Annotated in this window: 20 protein-coding genes; 5 read left to right on the top strand and 15 right to left on the bottom strand. The window is 73.8% G+C overall.

Annotated elements, in window-relative coordinates; translation table 11 throughout:
* Positions 1 to 44 precede the first annotated feature (44 nt).
* Complete coding sequence (pdxR, locus tag IEW07_RS03760; protein WP_188534517.1) at positions 45 to 1,613, bottom strand: MocR-like pyridoxine biosynthesis transcription factor PdxR; 1,569 nt, start codon at positions 1,611 to 1,613, stop codon at positions 45 to 47.
* Positions 1,614 to 1,708: 95 nt separating this feature from the next.
* On the opposite strand from pdxR, the gene pdxS reads away from it, so the two are divergent.
* Both pdxS and pdxT read left to right on the top strand, forming a co-directional pair.
* Positions 1,709 to 2,650, top strand: a complete 942-nt coding sequence (pdxS, locus tag IEW07_RS03755) for a pyridoxal 5'-phosphate synthase lyase subunit PdxS (RefSeq protein ID WP_188534516.1) — start codon at positions 1,709 to 1,711, stop codon at positions 2,648 to 2,650.
* Positions 2,647 to 3,255 (top strand): pyridoxal 5'-phosphate synthase glutaminase subunit PdxT, encoded by a 609-nt coding sequence (gene pdxT, locus IEW07_RS03750; protein WP_268235520.1) that lies wholly within the window; start codon positions 2,647 to 2,649, stop codon positions 3,253 to 3,255. The genes pdxS and pdxT overlap by 4 nt, the downstream gene beginning before the upstream one ends.
* Before the next feature lie 84 nt (positions 3,256 to 3,339).
* Here pdxT and IEW07_RS03745 read toward each other — a convergent pair whose 3' ends face one another.
* From IEW07_RS03745 to IEW07_RS03725, 5 genes are all read right to left on the bottom strand, one after another.
* Positions 3,340 to 4,233 (bottom strand): universal stress protein, encoded by an 894-nt coding sequence (locus IEW07_RS03745; protein WP_188534515.1) that lies wholly within the window; start codon positions 4,231 to 4,233, stop codon positions 3,340 to 3,342.
* A 51-nt stretch (positions 4,234 to 4,284) separates the two neighbouring features.
* Positions 4,285 to 5,271: a universal stress protein gene (locus IEW07_RS03740; protein ID WP_229741551.1), complete on the bottom strand. Its 987-nt coding sequence runs from the start codon at positions 5,269 to 5,271 to the stop codon at positions 4,285 to 4,287.
* 50 nt (positions 5,272 to 5,321) lie between these two features.
* On the bottom strand, positions 5,322 to 6,674 hold the full coding sequence (locus tag IEW07_RS03735) for an MATE family efflux transporter (protein WP_188534513.1): 1,353 nt from the start codon (positions 6,672 to 6,674) through the stop codon (positions 5,322 to 5,324).
* 54 nt (positions 6,675 to 6,728) lie between these two features.
* The gene (locus tag IEW07_RS03730) at positions 6,729 to 8,186 is read right to left on the bottom strand and encodes a benzaldehyde dehydrogenase (protein ID WP_188534512.1); all 1,458 of its coding nucleotides are present in this window, start codon (positions 8,184 to 8,186) and stop codon (positions 6,729 to 6,731) included.
* A gap of 123 nt (positions 8,187 to 8,309) precedes the next feature.
* Positions 8,310 to 8,684 (bottom strand): RNA-binding S4 domain-containing protein, encoded by a 375-nt coding sequence (locus IEW07_RS03725; RefSeq protein WP_188534881.1) that lies wholly within the window; start codon positions 8,682 to 8,684, stop codon positions 8,310 to 8,312.
* 336 nt (positions 8,685 to 9,020) lie between these two features.
* Here IEW07_RS03725 and IEW07_RS03720 point away from each other — a divergent pair, with 336 nt between their 5' ends.
* A complete protein-coding gene (locus tag IEW07_RS03720) occupies positions 9,021 to 9,860 on the top strand; it encodes a transporter substrate-binding domain-containing protein (RefSeq protein ID WP_188534511.1) in 840 nt (279 codons plus the stop codon).
* A 165-nt stretch (positions 9,861 to 10,025) separates the two neighbouring features.
* Positions 10,026 to 12,020, top strand: coding sequence for a M13 family metallopeptidase (locus IEW07_RS03715; RefSeq protein ID WP_188534510.1), 1,995 nt, complete (start codon positions 10,026 to 10,028; stop codon positions 12,018 to 12,020).
* A gap of 13 nt (positions 12,021 to 12,033) precedes the next feature.
* On the opposite strand, the gene IEW07_RS03710 is transcribed toward IEW07_RS03715, so the two are convergent.
* The 4 genes from IEW07_RS03710 to IEW07_RS03695 all read right to left on the bottom strand — a co-directional run bounded on the left by IEW07_RS03710 (position 12,034) and on the right by IEW07_RS03695 (position 16,993).
* Positions 12,034 to 12,990, bottom strand: coding sequence for an alpha/beta hydrolase family protein (locus IEW07_RS03710; protein WP_188534509.1), 957 nt, complete (start codon positions 12,988 to 12,990; stop codon positions 12,034 to 12,036).
* Between the two features lie 174 nt (positions 12,991 to 13,164).
* Positions 13,165 to 14,685, bottom strand: a complete 1,521-nt coding sequence (locus IEW07_RS03705) for an APC family permease (protein WP_188534508.1) — start codon at positions 14,683 to 14,685, stop codon at positions 13,165 to 13,167.
* 2 nt (positions 14,686 to 14,687) lie between these two features.
* A complete protein-coding gene (locus tag IEW07_RS03700; protein WP_188534507.1) occupies positions 14,688 to 15,548 on the bottom strand; it encodes a universal stress protein in 861 nt (286 codons plus the stop codon).
* A complete protein-coding gene (locus IEW07_RS03695) occupies positions 15,545 to 16,993 on the bottom strand; it encodes a flavin monoamine oxidase family protein (protein ID WP_188534506.1) in 1,449 nt (482 codons plus the stop codon). The genes IEW07_RS03700 and IEW07_RS03695 overlap by 4 nt, the downstream gene beginning before the upstream one ends.
* A 140-nt stretch (positions 16,994 to 17,133) precedes the next feature.
* Here IEW07_RS03695 and IEW07_RS03690 point away from each other — a divergent pair, with 140 nt between their 5' ends.
* Positions 17,134 to 17,799, top strand: coding sequence for a TetR/AcrR family transcriptional regulator (locus tag IEW07_RS03690; protein WP_188534505.1), 666 nt, complete (start codon positions 17,134 to 17,136; stop codon positions 17,797 to 17,799).
* A gap of 27 nt (positions 17,800 to 17,826) precedes the next feature.
* On the opposite strand, the gene IEW07_RS03685 is transcribed toward IEW07_RS03690, so the two are convergent.
* From IEW07_RS03685 to IEW07_RS03665, 5 genes are all read right to left on the bottom strand, one after another.
* Positions 17,827 to 19,260 carry an aminobutyraldehyde dehydrogenase gene (locus IEW07_RS03685; RefSeq protein ID WP_188534504.1) on the bottom strand — a complete coding sequence of 478 codons (1,434 nt, stop codon included), beginning with the start codon at positions 19,258 to 19,260 and terminating at the stop codon, positions 17,827 to 17,829.
* 175 nt (positions 19,261 to 19,435) lie between these two features.
* Complete coding sequence (locus IEW07_RS03680) at positions 19,436 to 19,663, bottom strand: sulfurtransferase TusA family protein (RefSeq protein ID WP_188534503.1); 228 nt, start codon at positions 19,661 to 19,663, stop codon at positions 19,436 to 19,438.
* A 29-nt stretch (positions 19,664 to 19,692) separates the two neighbouring features.
* Positions 19,693 to 20,748, bottom strand: coding sequence for a YeeE/YedE family protein (locus tag IEW07_RS03675; RefSeq protein ID WP_188534502.1), 1,056 nt, complete (start codon positions 20,746 to 20,748; stop codon positions 19,693 to 19,695).
* Between the two features lie 146 nt (positions 20,749 to 20,894).
* Positions 20,895 to 22,244, bottom strand: coding sequence for an MFS transporter (locus IEW07_RS03670; RefSeq protein WP_188534501.1), 1,350 nt, complete (start codon positions 22,242 to 22,244; stop codon positions 20,895 to 20,897).
* Positions 22,245 to 22,435: 191 nt separating this feature from the next.
* Positions 22,436 to 22,800: aldehyde dehydrogenase family protein (locus IEW07_RS03665; RefSeq protein WP_188534500.1), on the bottom strand; the 365-nt coding region annotated here is incomplete at its 5' end.

The following is a 22,800-nucleotide window of genomic DNA, read 5'->3' as shown; positions in this document are numbered from 1 at the left end:
GCGCCTTTCGGGAGGGGTGCGGGGGCTCGGAGGCCGGGGACAGTCTAGCGACCGGGCCTGGACGCGGCCCGGCCGTCGGGCCCCTGCTCGCCCAGCACGCGGGCCAGGACCTCGAGGGCGTCGGGCAGGGCGTCGGGCTGCCGGGCCGTCCCGGTCGCGCCGAACCCGACGACGACGCCGCGCCGCCCGCCCTCGGCGCCCTGGGCCCAGTAGGAGCCCAGCGCCGCCACCTTCACCCCCGCCGCGGCGGCCCGCGCCACCACGTCCCCCTCCTCGAGCGGGACCTCGCCGGTGAACTCCAGGACCGCGTGCAGCCCGCCGTCCATCGGCACGGCCCGCACCCCGGGCACCCCCTCGAGGGTCGCGGTGAGCAGGTCCCGGCGGCGGCGGTACTCCCGCCGCATCCGGGCCGTGTGCCGGCGCAGCCCGCCCCCGGCGAGGAAGCGCTCCATCGCGTCCTGGACCACCGCGGAGGCGGGGTTGCCGAGGTCGGTGCGCAGCCGCAGCAGGTCCTCGCGGAGCGCGGGCGGGGCCAGCAGGTAGCCGACGCCCAGGCCCGGCGCGAGGACCTTGGTGAAGGAGCCCAGCGTGGCCACGTGCCCGCCGTGGCCCAGCAGCCGCCCGGGCGAGGGCGGGGCCGGGTCCGTCCCGGGCGGGCGGTCGAGGGAGGCGAGGGCGGGCAGCGGCTCGCCCACGTAGCGCAGCTCGGAGTCGTAGTCGTCCTCGACCACCAGGGCGTCGTGCCGCCGGGCCCACCCCAGCAGCTCCAGCCGGCGGGCCGCGGGCATCGACGCGCCCAGCGGGTACTGGTGGCTCGGGGTCACGACCACCGCGTCCGGGGCCCGCTCGACCTCCCAGTGCCCCGCGCTCGCCCACGCCCCCGAGGGCAGGCGGGCGGGGTCCAGCCCGTGGTCGTCGATCGGGACGGGCAGCACCTCGTGGCCGAGCCGCTCCGGCACCCGGCGCAGGGAGGGGTAGCCGGGGTCCTCGACGGCGATCCGCAGCGGCCGGCCGGCGTGGCCGTGGAGGACGGCGAGCAGCAGCTGGAGCCCGTCGCGCGCGCCGGCGGTCACGAACAGGTCGTCGGGGTCCCGGACCACGCCGCGCATCAGCCGCAGGTGCTCGGCGATCTGCTCGCGCAGGGCGGCGGAGCCCTGTGGCGGGGGCGCGGCGGTCCCGGCGGCGGCCGCGGCGTCCCGCCACGCGGCCCGCCACTGGGGGCCGGCGAGGCGGCCCGTGTCGGGCCGCCCCGGGGTGAGGTCGATCATGGGCCGCCCCCGCGGGGCGCGCCGGGGCGCCGCCGGGCGCGGGGCGCCGGGCCGCCCGGCCGGGTGCTCGGCCCGCGTGCGGGCGAGGTCCGGGTGGACCACGGTGGCGCCGCGGGTGGCGTGCAGGTAGCCCTCGCCGTGGAGCTGGTCGTAGGCGGTGACCACGGAGCCGCGCGAGATCCCCAGCCGGGCGGCGAGGGCGCGGGTCGAGGGCAGCGGGTCCCCGGGGCGGAGGGTCCCGGAGACCACGAGGGCGCGCAGCTGCCGGACGAGCTGGGCGGGCAGCGGCGCGGGGTCGGCGCGGTCGACGCGCACGGGCAGCTCGACGTCCTGGGGGTGGCGCACGGCCCTCCTCCCTCCTCGGCTCCGGAAGTGGTCCAACGAATCCTATCGCCGGTGGACCTGTTGCTGGTCCACCGGCGGGACGGAGGATGGAGTCCATGACCGATCTCCAGACCACCCCTGCCCAGCCCACGGCCTCCGACGCGACCCCTCTCACCGGCTCCCCGCTCGTCAAGCGCGGCCTCGCCGACATGCTCAAGGGCGGCGTCATCATGGACGTCGTCACCGCGGAGCAGGCCCGCATCGCCGAGGACGCCGGCGCCGTGGCCGTCATGGCCCTCGAGCGCGTGCCCGCGGACATCCGCGCGCAGGGCGGCGTGGCCCGCATGTCCGACCCCGACCTCATCGAGGGCATCCAGGCCGCCGTCTCGATCCCCGTCATGGCGAAGGTGCGCATCGGCCACTTCGTGGAGGCGCAGGTGCTCGAGCACCTGAAGGTCGACTACATCGACGAGTCCGAGGTCCTCTCCCCCGCCGACTACGTCAACCACATCGACAAGCAGCGCTTCACCGTCCCGTTCGTGTGCGGGGCCACCAACCTGGGCGAGGCGCTGCGCCGGATCGCCGAGGGCGCGGCCATGATCCGCTCCAAGGGCGAGGCCGGCACCGGCGACGTCTCCGAGGCCACCAAGCACATCCGCACCATCCGCGGCCAGATCGCCGAGCTGCAGGCCGTCTACAAGGTCTCCCCCGACGCCCTCTACGTGAAGGCCAAGGAGCTCGCGGCGCCGTACGACATCGTGCTCGAGGTCGCCCGCACCGGGAAGCTGCCGGTCGTGCTGTTCACCGCGGGCGGCGTGGCCACCCCCGCGGACGCCGCCATGATGATGCAGCTCGGCGCCGACGGCGTGTTCGTGGGCTCCGGGATCTTCAAGTCCGGCAACCCCGCGGCCCGCGCGCAGGCCATCGTCAAGGCCACCGCGTTCTACGACGACCCCGCCCGGATCGCCGAGGCCTCCCGAGGCCTGGGCGAGGCCATGGTCGGGATCAACGTGGGCGACCTCCCCGCCCCGCACCGGCTCGCGGAGCGCGGCTGGTGAACCCCTCCCCCGCCCCTCGCGTGGGCGTCCTCGCCCTGCAGGGCGGGGTCGCCGAGCACGCGGCCATGCTGCGGGAGCTCGGTGCCGAGCCGGTGCTCGTGCGCACGCCGGAGCACCTCGCCGGGCTGGACGCCGTCGTCCTGCCCGGCGGGGAGTCCTCCACCCTGGACCGGCTGCTGCGCCTGTTCGGCCTCCGGGACCCGCTGCGGGACGCGATCCTGGGCGGGCTGCCCACCCTGGGGACCTGCGCGGGGCTGATCCTGCTCTCCTCGGGGATCGAGGACCCCGCCCCGGGCCAGCAGACCCTGGAGGTCCTGGACGTCACGGTCGCCCGCAACGCCTTCGGCTCCCAGGTCGACTCGGCCGAGGTGACGCTGCCGTGGGGCGACGACGGCGCCGTCGTGCGCACCGCGTTCATCCGGGCCCCGGTGGTGACCCGGGTCGGGGAGGGCGTCGAGGTCCTCGCCCGGCACCGGGGCGTGGTGGTCGCGGTGGCGAGCGGCAGCGTCATCGGGATCTCGTTCCACCCCGAGCTGACCGGGGAGACCACGGTGCACGAGCGCCTGCTGCAGCTCGCCGAGGCGCGGCGGAGCCTGCCCGCCTGAGCCGGCCCCGCACCTGGACGCGAGACGGTCCCGTGCCCTGCGGCACGGGACCGTCTCGCGTCCGTCCGCGTTGCGGAACGGGCGTCAGTCCTTCTTCCGCGTGGGGACGATCATCACGGGGCTCTCGCCCTCGTTGAGCACCGCCTGGGACACGGAGCCCATGAGCAGGCCCCGGAACCCGCCGTAGCCCCGGCTGCCGGCCACGACGAGCTCCGCGGAGCGGCTGGCCTCGACGAGCTGGTCCGCCGGGATCCCGGAGAGCACGTGCGCCTCGACCGCCAGGCCCGGGTGCTCGGCCCGGACGGACTCCGCGACCTTCTCCACCATGGCCTGGGCGGGCCCGGTGAGCTGCTCGCGCACCGCGCGGTCGAGCTCGGCCGAGCCCGTGGGCACGCTCCTGGCCTCCGGGACCACCGTGATCAGGCCCAGGCCGAGCCCGTGCCGCTCGGCGTACTGCGCGGCCGCGAGCACCGCCGGGTTGTCGCTGCCCAGCTTGTCGACGCCGACCACCACGCGCCCCGCGAAGGTCCCCCCGTCGGTGCGGCCCTCCCGGGCCCGGGGGTCCCACCGGTCCGGGAGCACGACCACGGGGCACTTGGCGTGGGCCGCCGCGGCGGCGGAGACCGAGCCCACGCGCCCGCGGACGCCGTGGTGGCCGCGCTTGCCGAGCACCAGCACCGACGCGCGCTCCGACTCGTAGACGAGCACCCCGGCGGCGTCGCCGCGCTCGACGAGCCCGACGGCCTGGACCCCGTGCTCCCGGGCCCGGGCCACGGCGGTCTCGGCCACCTTGTCCGCCTCCTCCTCGATGGCCTCGAGGAAGGGCCCGTAGAGGCTGGGGTCCACGGCGACGGGCCGGCCGGTGGACACGACCACCTTAAGGTCCGCCGACAGCGCGGCCGCCTCCTGGACCGCCCAGTCGAGGGCGCGGTCGCTGAACTCGGAGCCGTCGTAGCCGACGACGATCTGCTCTGCCATGTGCTGTGCTGCTTCCTCCCGTGCGGTCGGGCGCGTGCTGTCGGTGCGGGCTCAGTCGCGGCGGGCGGAGGGCACGACCATGACGGGGCCGGCGGCGTTCTCCAGCACGGCCTGGGAGACCGAGCCCAGCAGCAGCCCGCGGAACCCGCCGATGCCGCGGGAGCCGACCACGACGAGCTCCGCCGCGGGGGAGGCGTTCATCAGGATCCGGGCCGGGCGGCCCACGAAGATGTGGTGCTCGACGACCAGCTCGGGGTGCTCGGCGGCGATCTCGTCCGAGATCGAGGTGAGCTTGTCGTCCGCCTCGCGGAAGTAGCGCGCCTGGTTGAACTCGTCCTGGAACCAGCTGGGGGTCCCGGACAGCACGCCGTTGACGGAGACGAGGGCGAGCTTGCGCCCGTGCTGCTGCGCGTACTCCACCGCCTTCCACAGGGCGGGGTTGCGGGAGCCGAGGGCGTCCAGGCCCACGACCACACGGCCGGTGAAGTCGATCTCGCTCGCCTTGACCGGGCCCTCCGCCTCGAGCGCGAAGTCGGTCGAGCCGCCCCCCTGGCGCTCGGTGTGGCGGGCCTCCGCGGTGTCGGGGACGATGATCACAGGGCACTTCGAGTGGGCGGCGACGGCCGCGGACACGGAGCCGAGGCGGCCGCGCAGCGCGCCGCCGCGCCCCCGCTTGCCCATGACGATCAGCTTGGCGTCGGCGCTCTGCTCGACGACGGCCTTCGCGGCGTCGCCGGCGGCCTCGACGACCTCGACCTGCACGCCCGCGGCCTCGGCGGTCTGCCGGGCCTCCGCCAGGTGCTCGGCGTTCTCCTTCATCACGGCCTCGGTGAAGCGCATCTCGAGACCCGGGTCCCCGACCCCGATGACGGGATAGGCCCCGATCAGGCGGACCCGGAGGTTCTGCGCCTTGGCCTCGCCGATCGCCCGTTCGAGGGCGTGCCGGGCCTGGTCGGAGCCGTCGATGCCGACGAGCACGACATCGTGCCCCTCGGCGGCGTCAGCGGGCTGGTTCTCTGTGCGGAGCTCACTGTTCATACTCGAATCGTAGGTGATGCAGACCACGTTGCCCCGGGGAATCGCGGTTGTTACCGCGCCTTGATCTCCAGCCAGGCGTCGCCCCGGGCGCGCAGGCCGAGGGTGAGCGCCCGGGCCCCCAGGTAGCCGCCGGCGTAGGCGGCCCACAGCCACACCAGCCCCGGGGTCCCGCTGCCGGCGAGCGCCGCGACGAGGCCCAGGAGGGGGAGGTAGACCACGAGGTTCAGCACCCCGGCCACCGCGAGGTAGCGGGCGTCGCCGGCGCCGATGAGGACGCCGTCGAGGACGAAGACGTACGCGGCGAGCGGCTGCCCCACGGCCACGACGACGAGGGCCGCGGCGAACAGCCGCTGCACCGCCGGGTCGGGGCTCAGCAGGAAGCCCAGCCGGGCGACCAGCACGCCCACGAGCAGGCCCGTGGCCACCCCGAAGCCCAGGCCCCACGCCACCAGCCGGTCCACGAGCCCGCGGATCGCCCGCCGCTCGGCGGGGTCCGCGAGGTCGCGGGCGCCCATGTCCCGGCCCAGCAGCGCCTGCGCGGCGATGGCGAGGGCGTCCAGGGCGAACGCCAGGAAGTTGAACACCGTCATCACCAGCTGGTGCGCGGCGAGGTTCTGGGCGCCCTGCGCGGTGACCACGAGGACGGTCGCCAGGATCGCCACGCGCAGGGACAGGGTGCGCAGCATCAGCCACGACCCCACGGTGAGGTGTCCGCGGAGCCGGGCCCGCGAGGTCGCGGCGCCCACGCCGTGCGCGCGGGCGAGCCGGCGCAGCATGAGCAGGTACGCCCCCGCCATGGTCCACTGCACGGCCGAGGTGCCGAGCGCCGCGCCCGCCACGCCGAGCCCCGCGCCGTGGACGAGCACCAGGTTGAGCACCGCGTTCGCGGCCGCGCCGGCCGCCGCGACGAGCAGCGGGGTCCGGGTGTCCTGCAGGCCCCGCAGCACGCCGGTGGCGGCGAGGACCAGCAGCATCGCGGTGAGCCCGGGCAGGGACCAGTACAGGTAGGTGGTGGCGTGCTCGAGCACCTCGCCGCGGGCGCCCATCAGCTCCAGCAGCGGCCGGCCCAGCGTCCAGCCGGCCGCCGAGAGGAGGACGCCCAGCCCCGCCGCGACCCACAGCCCGTCCCGGCCCACGGCCACGGCCTCGGCGAGCCGGCCGGCCCCCAGGTGGCGGGCCACCGCCGGGGTGGTGGAGTAGGCGAGGAAGACCATGAGACCCACGACCGTCTGCACCACGGTCGCCGCCACGCCGACGCCGGCCAGCTGCGGGGTGCCCAGGTGCCCGACGATCGCGGAGTCCGCGAGCAGGAACAGCGGCTCGGCCACGAGCGCCCCGAACGCCGGGACGGCCAGGGCGAGGATCTGCCGGTTGAGGTCGCGGGGGCGGGAGGTCGTCGTCACCGGACCAGGCTACCGACGTCCCCCCGCCGGCCGCGGCGGCTCAGCGGGGGCCGCTCAGAAGGGGTACCGCGGGACGTCCGGGCTGATGGTGATCCACTGGGTCTCGGTGAACGCGTCGATGTTGGCCGTCGGCCCGCCGAAGCGCGAGCCGGTCCCGGAGGAGCCGGTGCCGCCGAAGGGGGCGTTGGCCTCGTCCGCGACGGTCATCTCGTTGATGTGGATCTTGCCGGAGTTGATCCGGTCGGCCACCTTCATGGCCTCCCCGACGTCGCCGATGATGGACACCGACAGACCGTACTCGGAGGCGTTGGCGATCTCCACGGCCTCCTCGGCCGAGGAGACCTTCATCACCGGGGCGACGGGGCCGAAGATCTCGTCCTTCCACGCCGACATCTCGTGGGTCAGGTCGGACAGCACCGTGGGCCGGTAGAACAGCCCGTCGTGGGAGCCGCCCGCGACCACCCGGGCCCCGGCGATGGCGGTCTCCTGCACGATCGCGTCGATGGCCTTGAGCTGGCGCTCGTCGATGATCGGGCCCATGTGCACCTGGCCCGCCGAGGGGTCCCCGACGACCAGGGCCTCGGCCTTGGCCGCGAGCTTCTCCACGTACTCGTCGTGCAGGTCCTCGTGCACCAGGTGCCGCCCGGTGGTCATGCAGATCTGGCCCTGGTGGAAGAAGGAGCCCATGGCCCCCACCCCGGCGGCGAGGTCCACGTCCGCGCCGGGCAGGACGATCACGGCGTTGTTGCCGCCCAGCTCCAGGTGGACGCGCTTGAGGTGCTGGGCCCCGGCCGCGCCCACGTGGCGGCCGGCGGCCGTGGAGCCGGTGAAGGAGACCACCCGGACCTGCGGGGCCTCGACCGTCGCGGCGCCGACGTCCCCGCCGCCGGGCAGCAGCTGCAGGACGCCCTCGGGCAGGCCGGCCTCCTCGAACACGCGCATGATCAGCGCCCCGCCGGACACCGAGGTGCGGGGGTCCGGCTTGAGCAGGACCGCGTTGCCCAGGGCCAGGGCCGGGGCCACCGAGCGGATGGAGAGGATCAGGGGGAAGTTGAACGGGGAGATCACCGAGACCACGCCCACCGGCACCCGGCGGGACAGCGACCAGTGCGGGGCGTCCGAGGGCAGGTACTCCCCGTGCGGGTGGGTCGGCAGGGCCGAGGCCTCGTAGCACTCGGCCACGGCGACCGAGGCCTCCAGCCCGGCCTTGGGCTGGATCGCCCCGCTCTCCCGGACCACCCAGTCCATGACCTCCTCGGTGTGCTCCTGGAACAGGTCGCCGGCCCGGCGCAGCACGCCGGCCCGCTCCGAGGGCTTCAGCGCGGCCCACAGCTTCTGGGCCGCCGCGGCCCTCTCCGCCGCCTCGTAGACGTCCTCCGGGGAGGCGAAGCCGATCTGCGCGATCGTCTCGTCCGTCGAGGGGTTCTTCACGTCCTCGGTGCCGCCGCGCCCCTCACGCCATCCGTTGACATAGATCTTGCCGGTCCACACCGGTGAGTCGAGCAGTGCCATCGATCGTTCTCCTTCGTCCCGGGCGCGGCCCCGCCCCGGGGCGGTGACCTGCGACACATCGTCGCTCGGGATTATTCTGCGGCTTCCTGGGAGACCACCCGGAACGCAGGTCGGGGTGGCGTGTCACAGACCGCGGAGGCGGTCCATCTCGCGCCGGTCCTTCTTGGTGGGCCGGCCGGCGCCGCGGTCCCGGCGGGGCACCGCCGCGTGCTGGGCCGGGGGCGGGGGCGGGCTGTGGTCCACGTAGGCGGCCTGGGCCACGGGCGCGCCCACGCGCTTGGTCAGCAGCTGCACGACCTCCAGGACCTGCTCGTGGCCGGGCCGGCGCACGGCGACGCGCTGGCCGGGCCGGACGGGCTGGGCGGCCTTGACGGAGACCCCGTCGATCTTCACGTGCCCCGCCCGGCACGCGGTGGTCGCCGCCGAGCGGGTCTTGAACACGCGCACCGCCCACAGCCACACGTCCACGCGCACGCTCGCGGGGGCCGCCGCGGCCATCACGCCGCCCACCGCGGGTGGAGCGGGCGGACGGCGTCGCCGCCGTCCGCCGGCGCGGCGGCGCGCGGGGAGGCCGCCTGGCTCTGGGGGTCGTCGGTCCGGGTCATGCGCTCCATTGTGCCGAAATTGTGCCGGACCCCCGCCGCAGGGTCCCCGCCCGGATGCCGGAGGGGACGCAGAACGCGCTGCCCGTAATTTGCTACCGACGAGTGGCCTGCAACACAGCGGTAACGGTTTTGCCCCTACACTGAGGCACATTCAGCGGCCTCCCGACCGCCCGGGCACGTCGCCGTGCCGGGCGCGCCGGCCGGCCTCGCCCGAGGGAAGGACAGATCCATGAAGAGCAGGTTCCACGGGGCGGCCACCCTGTCCGTGCTGGCCGTCTCCGCGCTGGCCCTGAGCGCGTGCACCAGCACCGGCGGCGGCGAGGAGTCCGGCGGCGAGGCGGGCGGCGGGGAGGTCAGCCTGATCAAGCCCGGCGTCCTCACGGTGTGCTCCGACATCCCCTACCGGCCCTTCGAGTACACCGAGGAGGGGGAGACCGTCGGCTTCGACATCGACCTGGTGAACGGCATCGCCGAGGACATGGGCGTGCAGACGGAGTTCATCCGCACCGCCTTCGAGGGCATCCAGTCGGGCGTGGCGCTGGACTCGGACCAGTGCGACCTCGCGGCCTCGGGCATGACCATCAACGAGGAGCGCGAGTCCGTCATGGACTTCTCCGAGCCGTACCTCGACGACAACCTCGCCCTGCTGGTCTCCCCCGACTCGGACATCCAGTCGGTGGCCGACGTCCAGGGCAAGCGCGTGGGCGTGCAGCAGGCCACCACGGGCGAGACCCAGGCGCAGGAGAACGGCGCCGAGGTCGTGCAGTACGAGGACTCGGCGCTGATGATCCAGGGTCTCAACACCGGCGACGTCGAGGCCGTGATCGGCAACATCTCGGTGACGGGCCCCGCCATCACCGACAACCCCGAGCTGAAGCTGGTCGAGGAGATCGAGACGGGCGAGCAGCTGGGCCTGGCCGTGAAGACCGGCAACACCGCGCTGCTGGACCAGGTCAACGAGTCGCTGGCATCCATGCGCGAGGACGGCACCCTCGAGGAGCTCGAGGCGAAGTGGCTGGGCACCGGGGAGGCCGCGGGCTCGGCGAGCGTCGAGCCGACCGAGGGCTGAGCCGGCCGAGGGCCGGGGCCCGCACACCGCCGGGCGGTGTGACGAGCGCCACGGACGCCGTGGCCCGCGCGAGGCGGGCCACGGCGTCGCCGTCCGTAGGCTGGGCACGGGGCCGGCGCCGGTCCCGCGGCGGGCACGACGCCCACGACGACAGGGGATGAGCCCGTGACGGATGAGCCAGTAACGACCTCCTCCGGCCTCGAGCTCCAGCACGTCCACCCCGCGGTCCGCCCGCAGGACGACCTCTACCGGCACGTCAACGGCGGCTGGATCGAGGCGCACCGGCTGCCGGAGGACCGCGCCTTCGACGGGGCGTCCGCGATCCTCACGGACCTCACGACCGAGCGGGTGCACGGGATCGTCCAGGAGGCCCCGCAGGGGTCCCGGATGAGCGCGCTGTACCGGTCGTTCATGGCCGAGGAGGAGGTCGAGCGCCGGGGCCTCGCCGCCCTGGACCCGGACCTCGCGGTGCTCGACACCGCGCACGGCAAGGACGGCCTCGCCCGCGCCTGCGCGGCCCTGCACCGCACCGGCGTGGACGGGCCGCTGTCCTTCTTCGTGGAGAACGACTCGCGCGACTCCTCCCGCTACTCCTTCTTCCTGCGCCAGGACGGGCTGTCCCTGCCCGCGAAGTCCTACTACACCGACCCCGTGCACGAGCGGCTGCGCAGCGCGTTCACGGACCACGTCGCGGCGATGCTCGAGCTCGCCGGCCTCCCGGAGCGCTGGGGCGTGCCGGCCGCGGAGGCCGCCGCCACCGTGGCGGCCATGGAGACGCAGCTGGCCGCCGCCCACTGGGACCCGGTCGCCGCACGGGACGTCGAGGAGATGTACAACCCCGTGGACGTCCCCGGCCTCGAGGCCATGGCGCCCGGCTTCCCGTGGCGGGCGTGGCTCGAGGGCACCACCCCGGGGCGCGGGGCGGAGGTCTTCGACCGGATCATCGTGCGCCAGCCCTCGTTCGTGGCCGGCCTCGGGGCGCTGTGGCAGGAGTGGACCGAGCAGCAGGTGCGGATCTGGCAGTCCTGGCGCGTGGTCTCCAAGCGGGCGCCCTTCCTGCCCCGGCCGTTCGTCGAGGAGAACTTCCGCTTCTACAGCACCGCGCTGTCCGGGATCACCCGCCCCCGGGAGCGCTGGAAGCGCGCGGAGTTCCTCGTCACCCGCGTCCTGGGCGACGACGTGGCGCGCGCCTACGTGGCCCGCTGGTTCCCGCCGGCCCACAGGGCGCGGGTGGAGCAGCTCGTGGAGCACCTGCTGGCCGCCTACCGGCAGCGGATCGGGCGCCTGGAGTGGATGTCGGAGGCCACGCGGGCCCGGGCCCTGGAGAAGCTGTCCACGTTCACCGTCAAGGTCGGCTACCCCGACGCGTGGCGGGACTACTCGTCGCTGCGCCTGGACCCCGCGGACCTGCTGGGCAACGTCCGGGCGGGCCTGGCGCTCGAGCACGACCGGACCGTGGGGAAGCTGGGCACGCCCGTGGACCGCGGCGAGTGGTTCCTCTACCCGCACTGGGTCAACGCCTACTTCCACCCCGTGCTCAACGAGGTGGTCTTCCCCGCCGGGATCCTGCAGCCGCCGTTCTTCGACGCCGCGGCCGACGACGCCGTCTGCTACGGCGCGATCGGCTCCGTCATCGGCCACGAGATCGGCCACGGCTTCGACGACCAGGGCGCCAAGTACGACGCCGCGGGCCACCTGGCGAACTGGTGGACGGACGAGGACCGGGCCGAGTTCGCCCGGCGCACCGCCGCCCTCGTCGCCCAGTACGACGGCTGCGTCCCCCAGGGCCTGGACCCGGCGCAGCACCACGTCAGCGGCGCCTTCACCGTCGGCGAGAACATCGGGGACCTGGGCGGGCTGGAGATCGCCCTGGTGGCGTACCGGATGTCCCTGCTCGAGCAGGGCCTGGACCTGGAGACCGCCCCGGTGCTCGACGGGCTGACGGGCCGGGAGCGGTTCTTCTACGCGTACGCGGCGCTGTGGCGCTCCACCGCCCGCGAGCAGGAGCTGGTCAACCGCCTGGCCACGGACCCGCACGCCCCGGACGAGTTCCGCTGCAACGGCGTGGTGCGCAACATGGACGCCTTCCACGCCACGTTCGGCACCCGGCCCGGGGACGGGCTGTGGCTGGCGACCGAGGAGCGCGTGCACATCTGGTAGGCCGGCGGGCCGGTCACCGCCGGAGGTGGCCGAGGATCGCCGCCCGGGACGCCTCCCAGACCGGGGAGCCGAGGTCCGTCCAGCCGCCGTGGCCGACCCCGTCCATCAGCACCAGCTCCACGGGGTCGCCGGCGCGGCGCGCCGCCCGGGCGTAGGTCTCCGCCTGGCGCACCGGCACGACGTCGTCCTCCCGCCCGTGCAGCACTGTGACCGGGATGCCGGTGGGGACGTGGGCCGCCGGGGAGGCGAGCCGGTACTCCAGCGGACGCTCCTCGGGCGTCCCGCCGAGCAGGCTGCGGACGTACCGGTCGCCCTCCCGGTACGCCAGCGCCAGGTCGTACACCCCGCACAGGGGCACGCAGCTGTGGACCCGCTGCCGGACCCGGGCCCCGGGCGCGCCCGCGGGCAGGGCCGTGCGGGAGGCCACCCACGCCGCGAGGCTGCCGCCGGCGCTGTTGCCGGTGACGTGGACGGAACCCACGTCGGGCCGGAAGGGGGCGAACGCGCCCAGCAGCGGGACGAAGTCGACGGCCGCGGCCACGTCCTCGTAGGTGCGCGGCCAGCTGCCGAAGCCGCTGTCCCCCCGGTACTCGATGTTCCAGACCGCGGCCCCGTGCGAGGCGAGGTCCCGGGAGATGTCGGTGGTCCCGGTCAGGTGGGAGCCGCTCGACCAGCCGCCGCCGTGGACCACGACGACCACGGGGAGCAGGGGACGCGTCCTGTCCTCGCCCGTCCCCGGCGGGAGGTGGAGGTGGCCGAACTGCCGTGCGGAGGCCCGGGCGTAGGGGACCCGGACGGGCTCCCCCGCCTCCCGCGGCCGCGGACCCGGCAGCGCCCCGCACGCGCCCAGGAGCGCCGGCACGCCCAGCGCCGCGCCCAGCCCCAGGGCGGCCCGCCGTCCGATCGGCCTGCGGGCCTCCCCCCGCGCGCGCCGGGCGGCGGGCGGTGGGAGCGGGTCCTCGTGGCGCATGCGCCCCCCCTTCCTCGACTGGCCTCCGGCTGCCGCCGGTGCGATGCCGGTGCGACGCCGTGGGCTCATCCTGGAACAGGAGGACCACGGCGCCGAGCACCGCCCGCTCTGTGACGTCACCGGCGTGGCGGGGCCGGCGGCCGCGTCCCCTACCGGACGCGCGGGGCGGAAGCCTCAGTCGAGGACCGGCAGCTCCGTGGTCTCGAAGCGCTCCCGGAAGAAGGACGGGTTGCGCCGGTACTGCAGGAGCATCATCACGACGCCCAGCAGCAGGATGCCCACTCCGAGGACGAACACGAGGCCCACCCCGCCGATCGCCGACCCGGAGCCGTACTCCGGGTCCATCGAGTCGTAGGACGTCTGGACGAAGAAGACGAGCAGGAGGATCCCGCCGAGCAGCGGCGCCAGGAACTTCGTGAGGAAGGACCCGACCCCGCGGAACGCCTCGCGCCGGAAGTACCACACGCAGGCCAGCGCGGTGACCCCGTAGTAGAAGCACACCATCATCCCGAGCGTGGTGATCGTGTCCCACAGCACGTTCTCCGAGACCACGCGCATCACCGCGTAGAAGCCGGAGGCGATGACGGCCGCCGCGATCGTGGCGTAGCCCGGGGACTGGAAGCGCGGGGTGACCCGGGCGTACTTCCCCGGCAGCGCCCCGTAGTAGCCCATGGCCAGCATGGTGCGGGCCGGGGAGACGAAGGTGGACTGCAGGGACGCCGCCGAGGAGGAGAGCACCGCGATGGACATCAGGATCGCGAACGGCCCCATGACGGGTCCGGCGAGCGCGGCGAAGATGTTCTCCTGGATCTCCTCGTTGCCCATGCCGTAGCCCTGGTCGGAGACCCCGGAGTAGCTGAGCACGGCCAGGGCGATGGTCATGTACAGGGTGACGATGACGAGGATCGTGGCGATGGCCGAGCGGCCCGGCGTGGTGGCCGCCCCGCGGGTCTCCTCGTTGATGGTCAGCACCACGTCCCAGCCCCAGTAGATGAACACGGACAGCGACACCCCCGCCGCGAACGCGGAGAAGGACTCGACGCCGAACGGGTTGAACCACTCGGCGCGCACGGTCAGCCCCTCGTACGCGGTGCCGGCGGCGACGTGGCCGAAGGCGGCGGCGGAGAACCACAGCAGGACGAGCAGCTGGAAGGCGACGAGGACGTACTGCACGACCTTGGTCGTCTCCATGCCCCGGTAGGAGATCCAGGCGGCGGCCGCGACGAACGCCAGGCACGTCCCCACGTTGACCGGCACGCTGGCCGCGAGCTCGGCGATCGCGTCGTTGCCGGTGATCTGGGCGAGGGCCAGGTACAGGAAGTCGACGGCCACGCCCGCGAGGTTGGAGAGCACGAGGATGGTCGCGGCGAGCAGGCCCCAGCCGCCCATCCATCCGAGCCACGGCCCGAAGGCCTTGGAGACCCAGGTGAAGGTGGTGCCGGAGTCGGGCATCGCCCGGTTGAGCTGCCGGTAGCCCACGGCCACGAGGAGCATGGGGAGGAAGCCGACCAGGAAGATCGCCGGCAGGCGCGTGCCGACCTCGGCGGCGGTGGGGCCCAGGGCCGCCGAGAGGGTGTAGGCGGGGGCGATGCAGGAGACGCCGATGACCACGGAGCCGAGCAGCCCCACGGAGCCCTTGCTGAGGCCCTTGTCGGTGTCCCGCTGGGCGGGCGCCTGGATGTCGGTTGCGTTCACGATCAGTTCTCCTCCGTGCGGGCCGGTCGCGGGACGACGACCATCGGGACCGGGATGTGCTTGAGCAGCCGTGCGGCGGTGGTGCCGAGGAAGGTCTGGCGGCCCCGGGCGAGGCGGGAGGACCCGATGAGCAGCAGCCCTCCGGGCACCCAGTCCACGTCCCGGACGGCCTGCTTGAGGGTGCGGCCGGCGGCGACGTGCACGGTGACCGGCTGGTGGCGGCGGGCCTCGGCGGCCGCACGCTCGAGGTGCTCCTGGACGGCGCGCCGCGCCGCGCCGTCGTCCTCCCCGTCCTCGCCGGACAGGAAGGAGATCAGCACGAGCTCCAGCCCGGAGCGCTCCACGGCGGCCAGGGCCTCGTCGATCACGAGATGGGCACCGGGGCGGGTGCCCACGGCGGCGTAGAGCCGGGTCAGGGGCGCGTCCCCCCGGTAGCGGCGCGGGGCGAGGGCGACCGGCACCGTGGAGCTGTGGAGCAGGGCGCCGACCACGGGCCCCACGGCGAAGCGGCCGGCGCCGCCGCCGGCGCCCACGACCACCAGGCCGGCCCCGAGCTCCTCGGCGGCGGCGACGAGACCGGCGGCCACGGACTCGTGCTCGCGCACGTGGGTGCGGGCCACGACGTCGGAGGGGACGGTCCGCGCGGCCTCCTCCAGCCGGGTGCGGGCCTGTCGGCGGATGATCGGGGTGACGTCGCCCACCGGCGGGTAGACCGGCTGGAAGGGGTCGTCGGTGCGGACGACGTGGACGAGCTCGAGCTCGCCCCTGGACGCCCGGGCGAGCGCGACGCCCAGCCGGAGGGCGTCCTTGCTGCGCTTGTCGCCGCTGTAGCCGACGACGTAGCGGCGGCCGGCGGTGGTCATCGCCCCGCGCCCTGCAGCACGGTCGCCGGGGAGCCGGCGCCGAGGACCTCGGCGGCGGCGAGCCGGCCCTGGCGCAGGGCGCCGTCGACGTGCTGGTAGCCCTCGGCCGCGAGGTCGGAGCACGCCCAGCGGATCGGCCCCACCGGGGTGCGCTGGTGGGCGCCGTAGCGGTGCAGGCCGCCGAGGTCGTAGCTGGCGGCGTAGGCGCCGCGGGTCCACTCCTCGGAGCCGAAGTCGGACTCGTAGTAGACCACCGGCTCCAGCGCCTCCTCGCCGAGGTAGTGGGAGATCGACTCGAGGATCAGGCGCTTGCGCTCCTCGGCGGGCAGGGCGAAGACCTCGTCGGCCTTCTCGTCGGAGACGAAGCCCACCAGGGTGCCGCGGGTGTCCCCGTGGTTGGTGTTGTCGTAGACCTCCTGCGAGAGCTCGTTCGCGCCGAAGCCGGTGCCGGAGAGGCCCTTCGCGCGCCAGAAGGGGGTCTCGTAGACGGCGTGCACCTTGATGACCAGGCCCAGGGACTGGTGCTGGTGCATCTGGTGCTGCAGCCGCGGCAGGGGAGGTTCGAAGGAGATCCGGGAGTACAGGTTCGGCGGGACCGCCACCACCACGTCCTGCGCGACCACGGTCAGCCGGTCGGACCAGACCGTGACGGGGGTGCCCGGGACGTGCTCGGCGTAGGTCTGACCCTCCTCACCCCAGCGGATCGTGCGCACCGGGGTGTCCAGGAACACGACGTCCTCGCCCAGCTCCGCCGCCATGGCCTCGGAGACGGACTGCATGCCGCCGACCACGCGGCGGTCCAGGATGAAGTCCTCGTCCACGAGGTTCGAGAAGGACCCGGCGGAGGCGGCCATGAGCACAGCCTGCAGCGCGGAGAACGCGTGGGCGGGCTTGGTGAGCATCCCGCCGGCCACGAAGATGCCGATGTTGGTGCAGGCGTCCTCGTCCGCGGACCGGGCCCGCAGCCAGTGGTGGAAGGAGACGGTGTCGAGCTCCCGCGCCAGGGGGTGCGCCCAGGGCTCGGCCGCGCCGACCTCCGCCACGAGCCCGTCCAGGAGCCCGATGAGCCGCTCCGTCTCGGCGACGGTGGCCTCCCCGGCCGGGAAGACGGTGCCGGTGTAGGTGCGGCGGGTGCCGTCGGGGGCGATGTAGACGGAGGCGCCCTCGCGGTAGCGCTGGAAGGTCTCGAGGCCGAGCTCGTCGACCAGGGCGAGCAGCTCGGTCTGGTCCGGCGAGACCCACTGCCCGCCGACCTCCAGGAAGGCCCCGTCCACGGTCTTCGACCACGTGCGCCCGCCCACCCGGTCCCGGGCCTCCAGGACGGCCACGGACTTCCCCGCGGCCGCGAGCGTGCGGGCGGCCATGAGCCCCGCGGGGCCTGCTCCGACGACGACGACGTCCCGCTCGATCGCGGTCTCGCTGCCCAGGGTTCGCTGATCTGTCACTGTGCTCTCCTTCACAAAGAAATGAATGCTATTCATTAAGAGGGACGGGAGGCGCTTCCGTCAAGACCCGGAGGACCGTCCTCCCCCCTAGACTCGGAGCACCTGCCCCCACCCCCGAGCCACCCCAGGAGGACCCGTCCATGGCCCCCGCCAGAACCGCTCCTCGCCGGCGCGGCCGCCCCACCCAGCCCGTCCTGTCCCCGGAGCGGATCACGGACGCCGCGATCAAGATCGTGACCACCAGGGGCTATCCCCACCTCACGATGACGGAGCTGGCCCGGGAGCTGAAGGTCTCGGCGTCCGCGCTGTACAACCACGCCCCCTCGAAGCGGGAGGTGCTGATCCGGGTGCAGGACCGGATCAACCGGGGCATCGACTGCTCCGGTTTCGGCACCCTCCCGTGGGACGAGGCCCTGGAGCGCTGGGCCCGGTCCTACCGGAACTGCTACGCCCAGCACACCGCGATGATCCCCATCATGGCCGTGCTGCCGGTCGCGAACTCCCCGCACACCCTGCAGATGTACGAGACGGTGGCCCGCGGCCTGGCCGACGCCGGCTTCGAGCAGGCCTGGATCGTCAACACGATCGTGGCGGTCGAGTCCCTGGTCTTCGGCGCCGCCTACGACGCCACCGCCCCCGCCGACATCTTCGACCCCGGCGACCTCGCCGAGCTCGCCCCGGTGTTCAGCGAGGCCGTCCGGGCGCGCCCCGCGGAGGCCAGGGCCGCCGCGGACGCGGCCTTCGACGTCGCCCTCACGGCGATGCTGGACGGCTTCCGCGCCCGCCTGGCGGCCGCGCGGGGCTGAGCCCGCCCGGCCGCCCGCCGCGCGGCCTCAGACGTCGAGCGCGTGCATCACGTGCTTGACCTGGGTGTACTCCTCGACCGAGTAGAGCGAGAGGTCCTTGCCGTAGCCCGAGCTCTTGAATCCCCCGTGGGGCATCTCGGAGGTCAGCATGACGTGGGTGTTGACCCACACGCAGCCGAACTCGAGGTCCCGGGAGACCCGCATGGCGGTGCCGTGGTCGGTGGTCCACACGCTCGAGGCGAGGGCGTAGTCGACGCCGTTGGCCAGCTCGAGCGCCTCCTCCTCCGTGGCGAAGGACTGGACGGTCAGCACCGGTCCGAAGGTCTCCTCCTGCACCAGGGCGTCGTCCTGGCGCACGCCGGTCACCACGGTGGGCTCGAAGAAGAACCCCCCGGTGCCCTCGACGGGCTTGCCGCCGGTGACCACCGTGGCGTGCTCGGGCAGCTCCGCCAGCTTCCGGCACACGGTGCCGAAGTGGTCGGCGTTGTTGAGGGGGCCGTAGAAGTTCTTGGACTCGTCCGGGTCGCCGGTGACGATCTCGCGGGCGGCGGTGGCCAGCAGCCGCACGAACTCGTCGTGGGCGCTGTCCTGGACCAGGATGCGGGTCACCGCGGTGCAGTCCTGCCCGGCGTTGAAGGTGCCGAACTCCACGAGGGCCCTGGCCGCGGCGGGCAGGTCCGCGTCCGCGAAGACGACGGCGGGCGCCTTGCCGCCCAGCTCCAGGTGGCCGCGCTTGAGGTTCTGCGCCGCGGCGAGGGCCACGGCCCGGCCCGCGCGCACGGAGCCCGTGATGGAGAGCATGGCCGGGACCCGGTGCCCGGTCATGAGCGCGCCGGTGGAGGCGTCCCCCAGGACCACGTTGACCACGCCGGCGGGGAAGATCCCGCCGATCAGCCGGGCCAGCACCAGGGTGGACTCCGGGGTGGTGTCCGAGGGCTTGAGCACCACGGTGTTGCCGGCGGCCAGCGCGGGACCGAGCTTCCAGATCGCCATGAGCAGCGGGTAGTTCCAGGGCGTGACCTGGGCGACGACGCCGACGGGCTCGCGCCGCACGTAGGACGTGTGGTCGCCCAGGTACTCCCCGGCGGCCTTGCCTTCGAGGGTGCGGGCGGCGCCGGCGAAGAAGCGGAGGTTGTCGGCGCCGGCGGCGACCTCCTCGTCGGCGATCTGCCGCCTCGGCTGGCCGGTGTTGCGGTGCTGGGCCTCGACGAGCTCGGCGCTGTGGGCCTCGAGGGCGTCGGCGAGGCGGAGCAGCATCAGCTGGCGCTCGCTCGGGGTGGTCCGCCGCCAGGCCCGGAGGGCCTTCTTGGCGGCGGCGAAGGCGGCGTCGACGTCCTCGGCGTCGGAGACCGGGGAGACGGCCACGACCGTCCCCGTGGCCGGGTGGACGACGTCGATCCGGGCGGTCCCGTGGGCGTCGACGAAGGCGCCGTCGACGAAGTTCTGCAGCAGCTCGCTCATGCTGGGTCCTCTCTGGGGTCAGGTGCACGGTTGCCGTCAACCCTAAATGACTGACATTCATTTTAGAAGACCTGGACGTGACGTGTTCCACAGAGTCAACCCCGGCGGCCCCGGACAGCGCAGCACCCCGCCGTCCGGGAGGGACGGCGGGGTGCTGGAGGACGGACGGGCCGGATCAGGCCTTCTGCACGGTGATGGACCACTCGGCCGCGCCGCGCTTGGTGAAGTCCGTGACGGGGTAGCCGTTCTCGGCCGCCCAGCGCGGGATGGCCTCGGTGCCCTGGGTGCAGTCGAAGTGGATGACGAGCTCGTCACCGGCGGGCATCTCGGCCATCGCGGCCTTGGCCTCGACCACGGGGAACGGGCAGACCAGGCCGTCGGTCTCGAGGATGTGCTGTGCCATGGGGTTACCTCCTGGGAGAAGTGCGGGGATCAGACGCCGGCCGGCACCTGGGCCGGGGCAGCGGTCTTCTTGCGGGGGGCGATGAACAGCTTCGCGGCCACGCCGGTGCCGAGGATCATGACGACCAGGCTGACCCAGCCCTGCCACGAGAACGTGGAGGTGCCCACGAGCGCGTTGCCGATGGTGCAGCCCCCGGCCCACGCCGCGCCGACGCCCATCAGGGCGCCGCCCGCGATGGACCGCACGATGGTCTGGGCGTCGGGGACGCGGAGCTTGAACTCCCCGGAGCCGAGGGCCGCGATCAGCGAGCCGACGAAGATGCCGAGGACCAGGAAGACGCCCCAGTCGACGAGCTCGACGTCGCCGGTGGTCAGGTAGGTGGCGATGTTCGCGGAGGGGGTGGTGATGCCGAGGCCGGACTCGCGCCCGGTGGCCCAGCTGGCCGGCCACGCGGCGATCGCGATGAGGCCCACGACCGCGGCGGTGACGAACGGGTTCCACGCCTTCTCGAACAGGACGTGGGCGAGGCCGGTCTTCTCCGGCGGGAGGGTCGCGAACTTCAGCCGGGGCTTGGTGATGTGGTGGCGGGCCCACAGGGTGGTGCCGACCACGAGCAGCGCCACGAGCAGCCACGGGGAGACGTTGAAGGTCTCGTGCAGGGTGCCCTGGCCCTCGACGGTGATCCCGCGCAGGGCCTCGGTGGTGCTCCCGAGGGGGCCGTACTTGGAGATGGAGGCGAAGAGCGCGTAGAAGAGCAGCGCGAACCAGGAGCCCACGAGCCCCTCGGCCGCACGGTAGTAGGTGCCTGTGGCACAGCCGCCGGCGAGCACGATGCCGAAGCCGAAGATGAAGCCGCCGAGGATCGTGGCCAGCCACGGGAAGTCGGAGGCGGAGAGGGTGATCACGCCGAGGGCGTCCAGCACCCACACCCCCACCGACTGGACCGCGATGGCCACGAAGAAGGCGGACAGCCACCAGGTGTTCTTCGCGATCCAGATGTCGCGGAACGCGCCGGTGACGCAGAAACGGCCGCGCTGGAGGACGAACCCGAGAGCGGCGCCGATGATCAGACCTGAGATGAGCACCGAAGCACCCTACGCACGCCCGGGTCGTCGGATCCACGAGCAGGTCACATGACGTAGCACAGTGAGCTGGGGCGCAGCAGAATGTTACGTCCGGTCCGCCGCCGGCCACCCGGACATGCCCGGCGGCGGACGGCAGCCCAGGGGGCTCAGCGCACCTCCACCGTCCCCCTGCGGCCGGCCCGGGCGTCCCGGGCGTCGCGCCGGCGGAGGGCGGGGCCGAGCAGGAAGCCGCACACCGCGGAGAGCACGAGCGGGATCGCGAACAGGTAGAAGATGGAGGTCGGCCGCATGCCGCCGGCCAGCAGGTAGCCCACCATGATGGGCGCGATGATCGAGACGAGGCGTCCGGCGCCGATCATCCAGCCGAACCCGGAGGCCCGGGCCTTGGCGGTGTAGATCGGCGGGGTCACGGTGTAGTAGCCGGAGACCCCCGCGTTGGTCAGCATGCCCAGGAACACGCCCACGACCAGGGCGAGGCCGATCCGGTCGAACGACGAGGCGAAGACCACGTAGGCCACCGCCGCCAGGAGCAGCGCCGTCGTGAGGACGTAGCGGGGACGGGACCAGGTGGAGACGACCCCGAACCCGACGGCGCCGATGATGCCGCCCAGGCTCACGAGCACACCGGCGGTGACGCCTGTCTGCGGGTCCCCCGAGGCCTCCGCCAGGATCTTCGGGGTCCAGGTGTTGGCGAAGTAGAAGGCCGCGATGAGCGTGGCGTAGCCGATCCACGCGAGGGCCGTCTGGGACCGGACCCGGGCGCCGAACACCTCGCCGACCACGCTCTCGGCGCCCTCGTGCACGGGGGCGGGGGGCAGCTCGGAGAGCGGCTCGCGGCCCATGCGGGCCATGATCCGGTTCAGCTGGGGCAGCGACTTCGCGTCCCGCTTCTCGATGAGGTACTCGAAGGACTCCGGGAGCAGGAAGAAGCACACGACGAGCATGACCACGGTCATGGCGGCGCCGAGCACGAACGCGCCGCGCCAGCCGAACTCCTGGATGAGGAACCCGGAGAGGAAGCCGCCCACCGTGGCGCCGATGGGGTAGCCGGCCGTGTAGATGCCCATGGCGAGCCCGGCCCGCCGGCGGTTCGAGTACTCGGAGACGATCACGGAGAGGTTGGCGATCATCCCGCCGATGCCGATGCCCGCCAGCACGCGGGAGGCCAGCAGGGACATCGGGTCCCACGCGACGCAGGACCACGTCATGCCCACCGAGATGACGACGAGGCAGATGAGGGTCAGCCGGCGCCGGCCGATCCTGTCCGCGAGCGGGGTGAGGAAGATCGAGCCGAAGGCCATGCCGAACAGGCCGGCGCTGAGCAGGTAGCCGAGCAGGACCGGTTCGATGCCCCAGTCCCGTGACACCGCGGGAGCGGCGAAGGACATGACCAGGACGTCGAAGCCGTCGATCATGATCAGGATCAGGCAGATGACGACGGCCCTGACCTGGAACGGGGTCATGGGCGCGTCCTTGAAGGAGGCGGTGAGGTCCATCGGGGTGCCTCTCTGGGCGGCGGGACGAACGGGGCGCGCCCCGACCATGATGCGCCTCACGGTCGGGGCGGTCCACCGCGACGGCGAGGATCGTCGCCGCGTCCGCAACGGCAGGATCACGACGAGGCGCCGTCCGGAGACCATCCGGACGGCGCCTCGGCCCTGCTCTCCCGGCAGAGTTCTCCCGCTGGTCAGGCCGTGACCTGGCTCCAGGGGTTCTCGATGCCGATGTACTGGGTGGTGGTGTACTCGGCCAGGCCCTCGGCCCCGCCCTCCCGGCCCAGCCCGGACTGCTTGACCCCGCCGAAGGGGGCCGCCGCGTTGGAGATCACCCCGACGTTGAGGCCCATCAGGCCGAACTCGATCCGGTCCCCGATCCGCAGACCGCGGGAGATGTTCTCGGTGAACACGTAGGAGGCCAGCCCGTACTCGGTGGAGTTGGCCAGCTCCACCGCCTCGTCCTCGTCGGAGAAGGTCACCACCGGGGCCACGGGGCCGAAGATCTCCTCCCGCACCGCCCGCGCGTCCTTGGGCACGTCGCGCAGCAGGGTGGGCT

The sequence above is a fragment of the Kocuria dechangensis genome (assembly GCF_014636775.1).
Taxonomy (GTDB): Bacteria; Actinomycetota; Actinomycetes; order Actinomycetales; family Micrococcaceae; genus Kocuria; species Kocuria dechangensis.
Note: the sequence above shows the minus strand (reverse complement) of the source record. Positions and strands in the feature narration are given on the sequence as shown.

Coding starts and splice junctions, on each gene's coding strand:
- IEW07_RS03745 (WP_188534515.1), bottom strand. CDS start 4,233: ATGGCAGAGCAGATCGTCGTCGGCTACGACGGCTCCGAGTTCAGCGAC.
- IEW07_RS03740 (WP_229741551.1), bottom strand. CDS start 5,271: ATGAACAGTGAGCTCCGCACAGAGAACCAGCCCGCTGACGCCGCCGAG.
- IEW07_RS03730 (WP_188534512.1), bottom strand. CDS start 8,186: ATGGCACTGCTCGACTCACCGGTGTGGACCGGCAAGATCTATGTCAAC.
- pdxS (WP_188534516.1), top strand. CDS start 1,709: ATGACCGATCTCCAGACCACCCCTGCCCAGCCCACGGCCTCCGACGCG.
- IEW07_RS03685 (WP_188534504.1), bottom strand. CDS start 19,260: ATGAGCGAGCTGCTGCAGAACTTCGTCGACGGCGCCTTCGTCGACGCC.
- IEW07_RS03710 (WP_188534509.1), bottom strand. CDS start 12,990: ATGCGCCACGAGGACCCGCTCCCACCGCCCGCCGCCCGGCGCGCGCGG.
- IEW07_RS03720 (WP_188534511.1), top strand. CDS start 9,021: ATGAAGAGCAGGTTCCACGGGGCGGCCACCCTGTCCGTGCTGGCCGTC.
- IEW07_RS03680 (WP_188534503.1), bottom strand. CDS start 19,663: ATGGCACAGCACATCCTCGAGACCGACGGCCTGGTCTGCCCGTTCCCC.
- IEW07_RS03690 (WP_188534505.1), top strand. CDS start 17,134: ATGGCCCCCGCCAGAACCGCTCCTCGCCGGCGCGGCCGCCCCACCCAG.
- IEW07_RS03670 (WP_188534501.1), bottom strand. CDS start 22,244: ATGGACCTCACCGCCTCCTTCAAGGACGCGCCCATGACCCCGTTCCAG.
- IEW07_RS03700 (WP_188534507.1), bottom strand. CDS start 15,548: ATGACCACCGCCGGCCGCCGCTACGTCGTCGGCTACAGCGGCGACAAG.
- IEW07_RS03725 (WP_188534881.1), bottom strand. CDS start 8,684: ATGGCCGCGGCGGCCCCCGCGAGCGTGCGCGTGGACGTGTGGCTGTGG.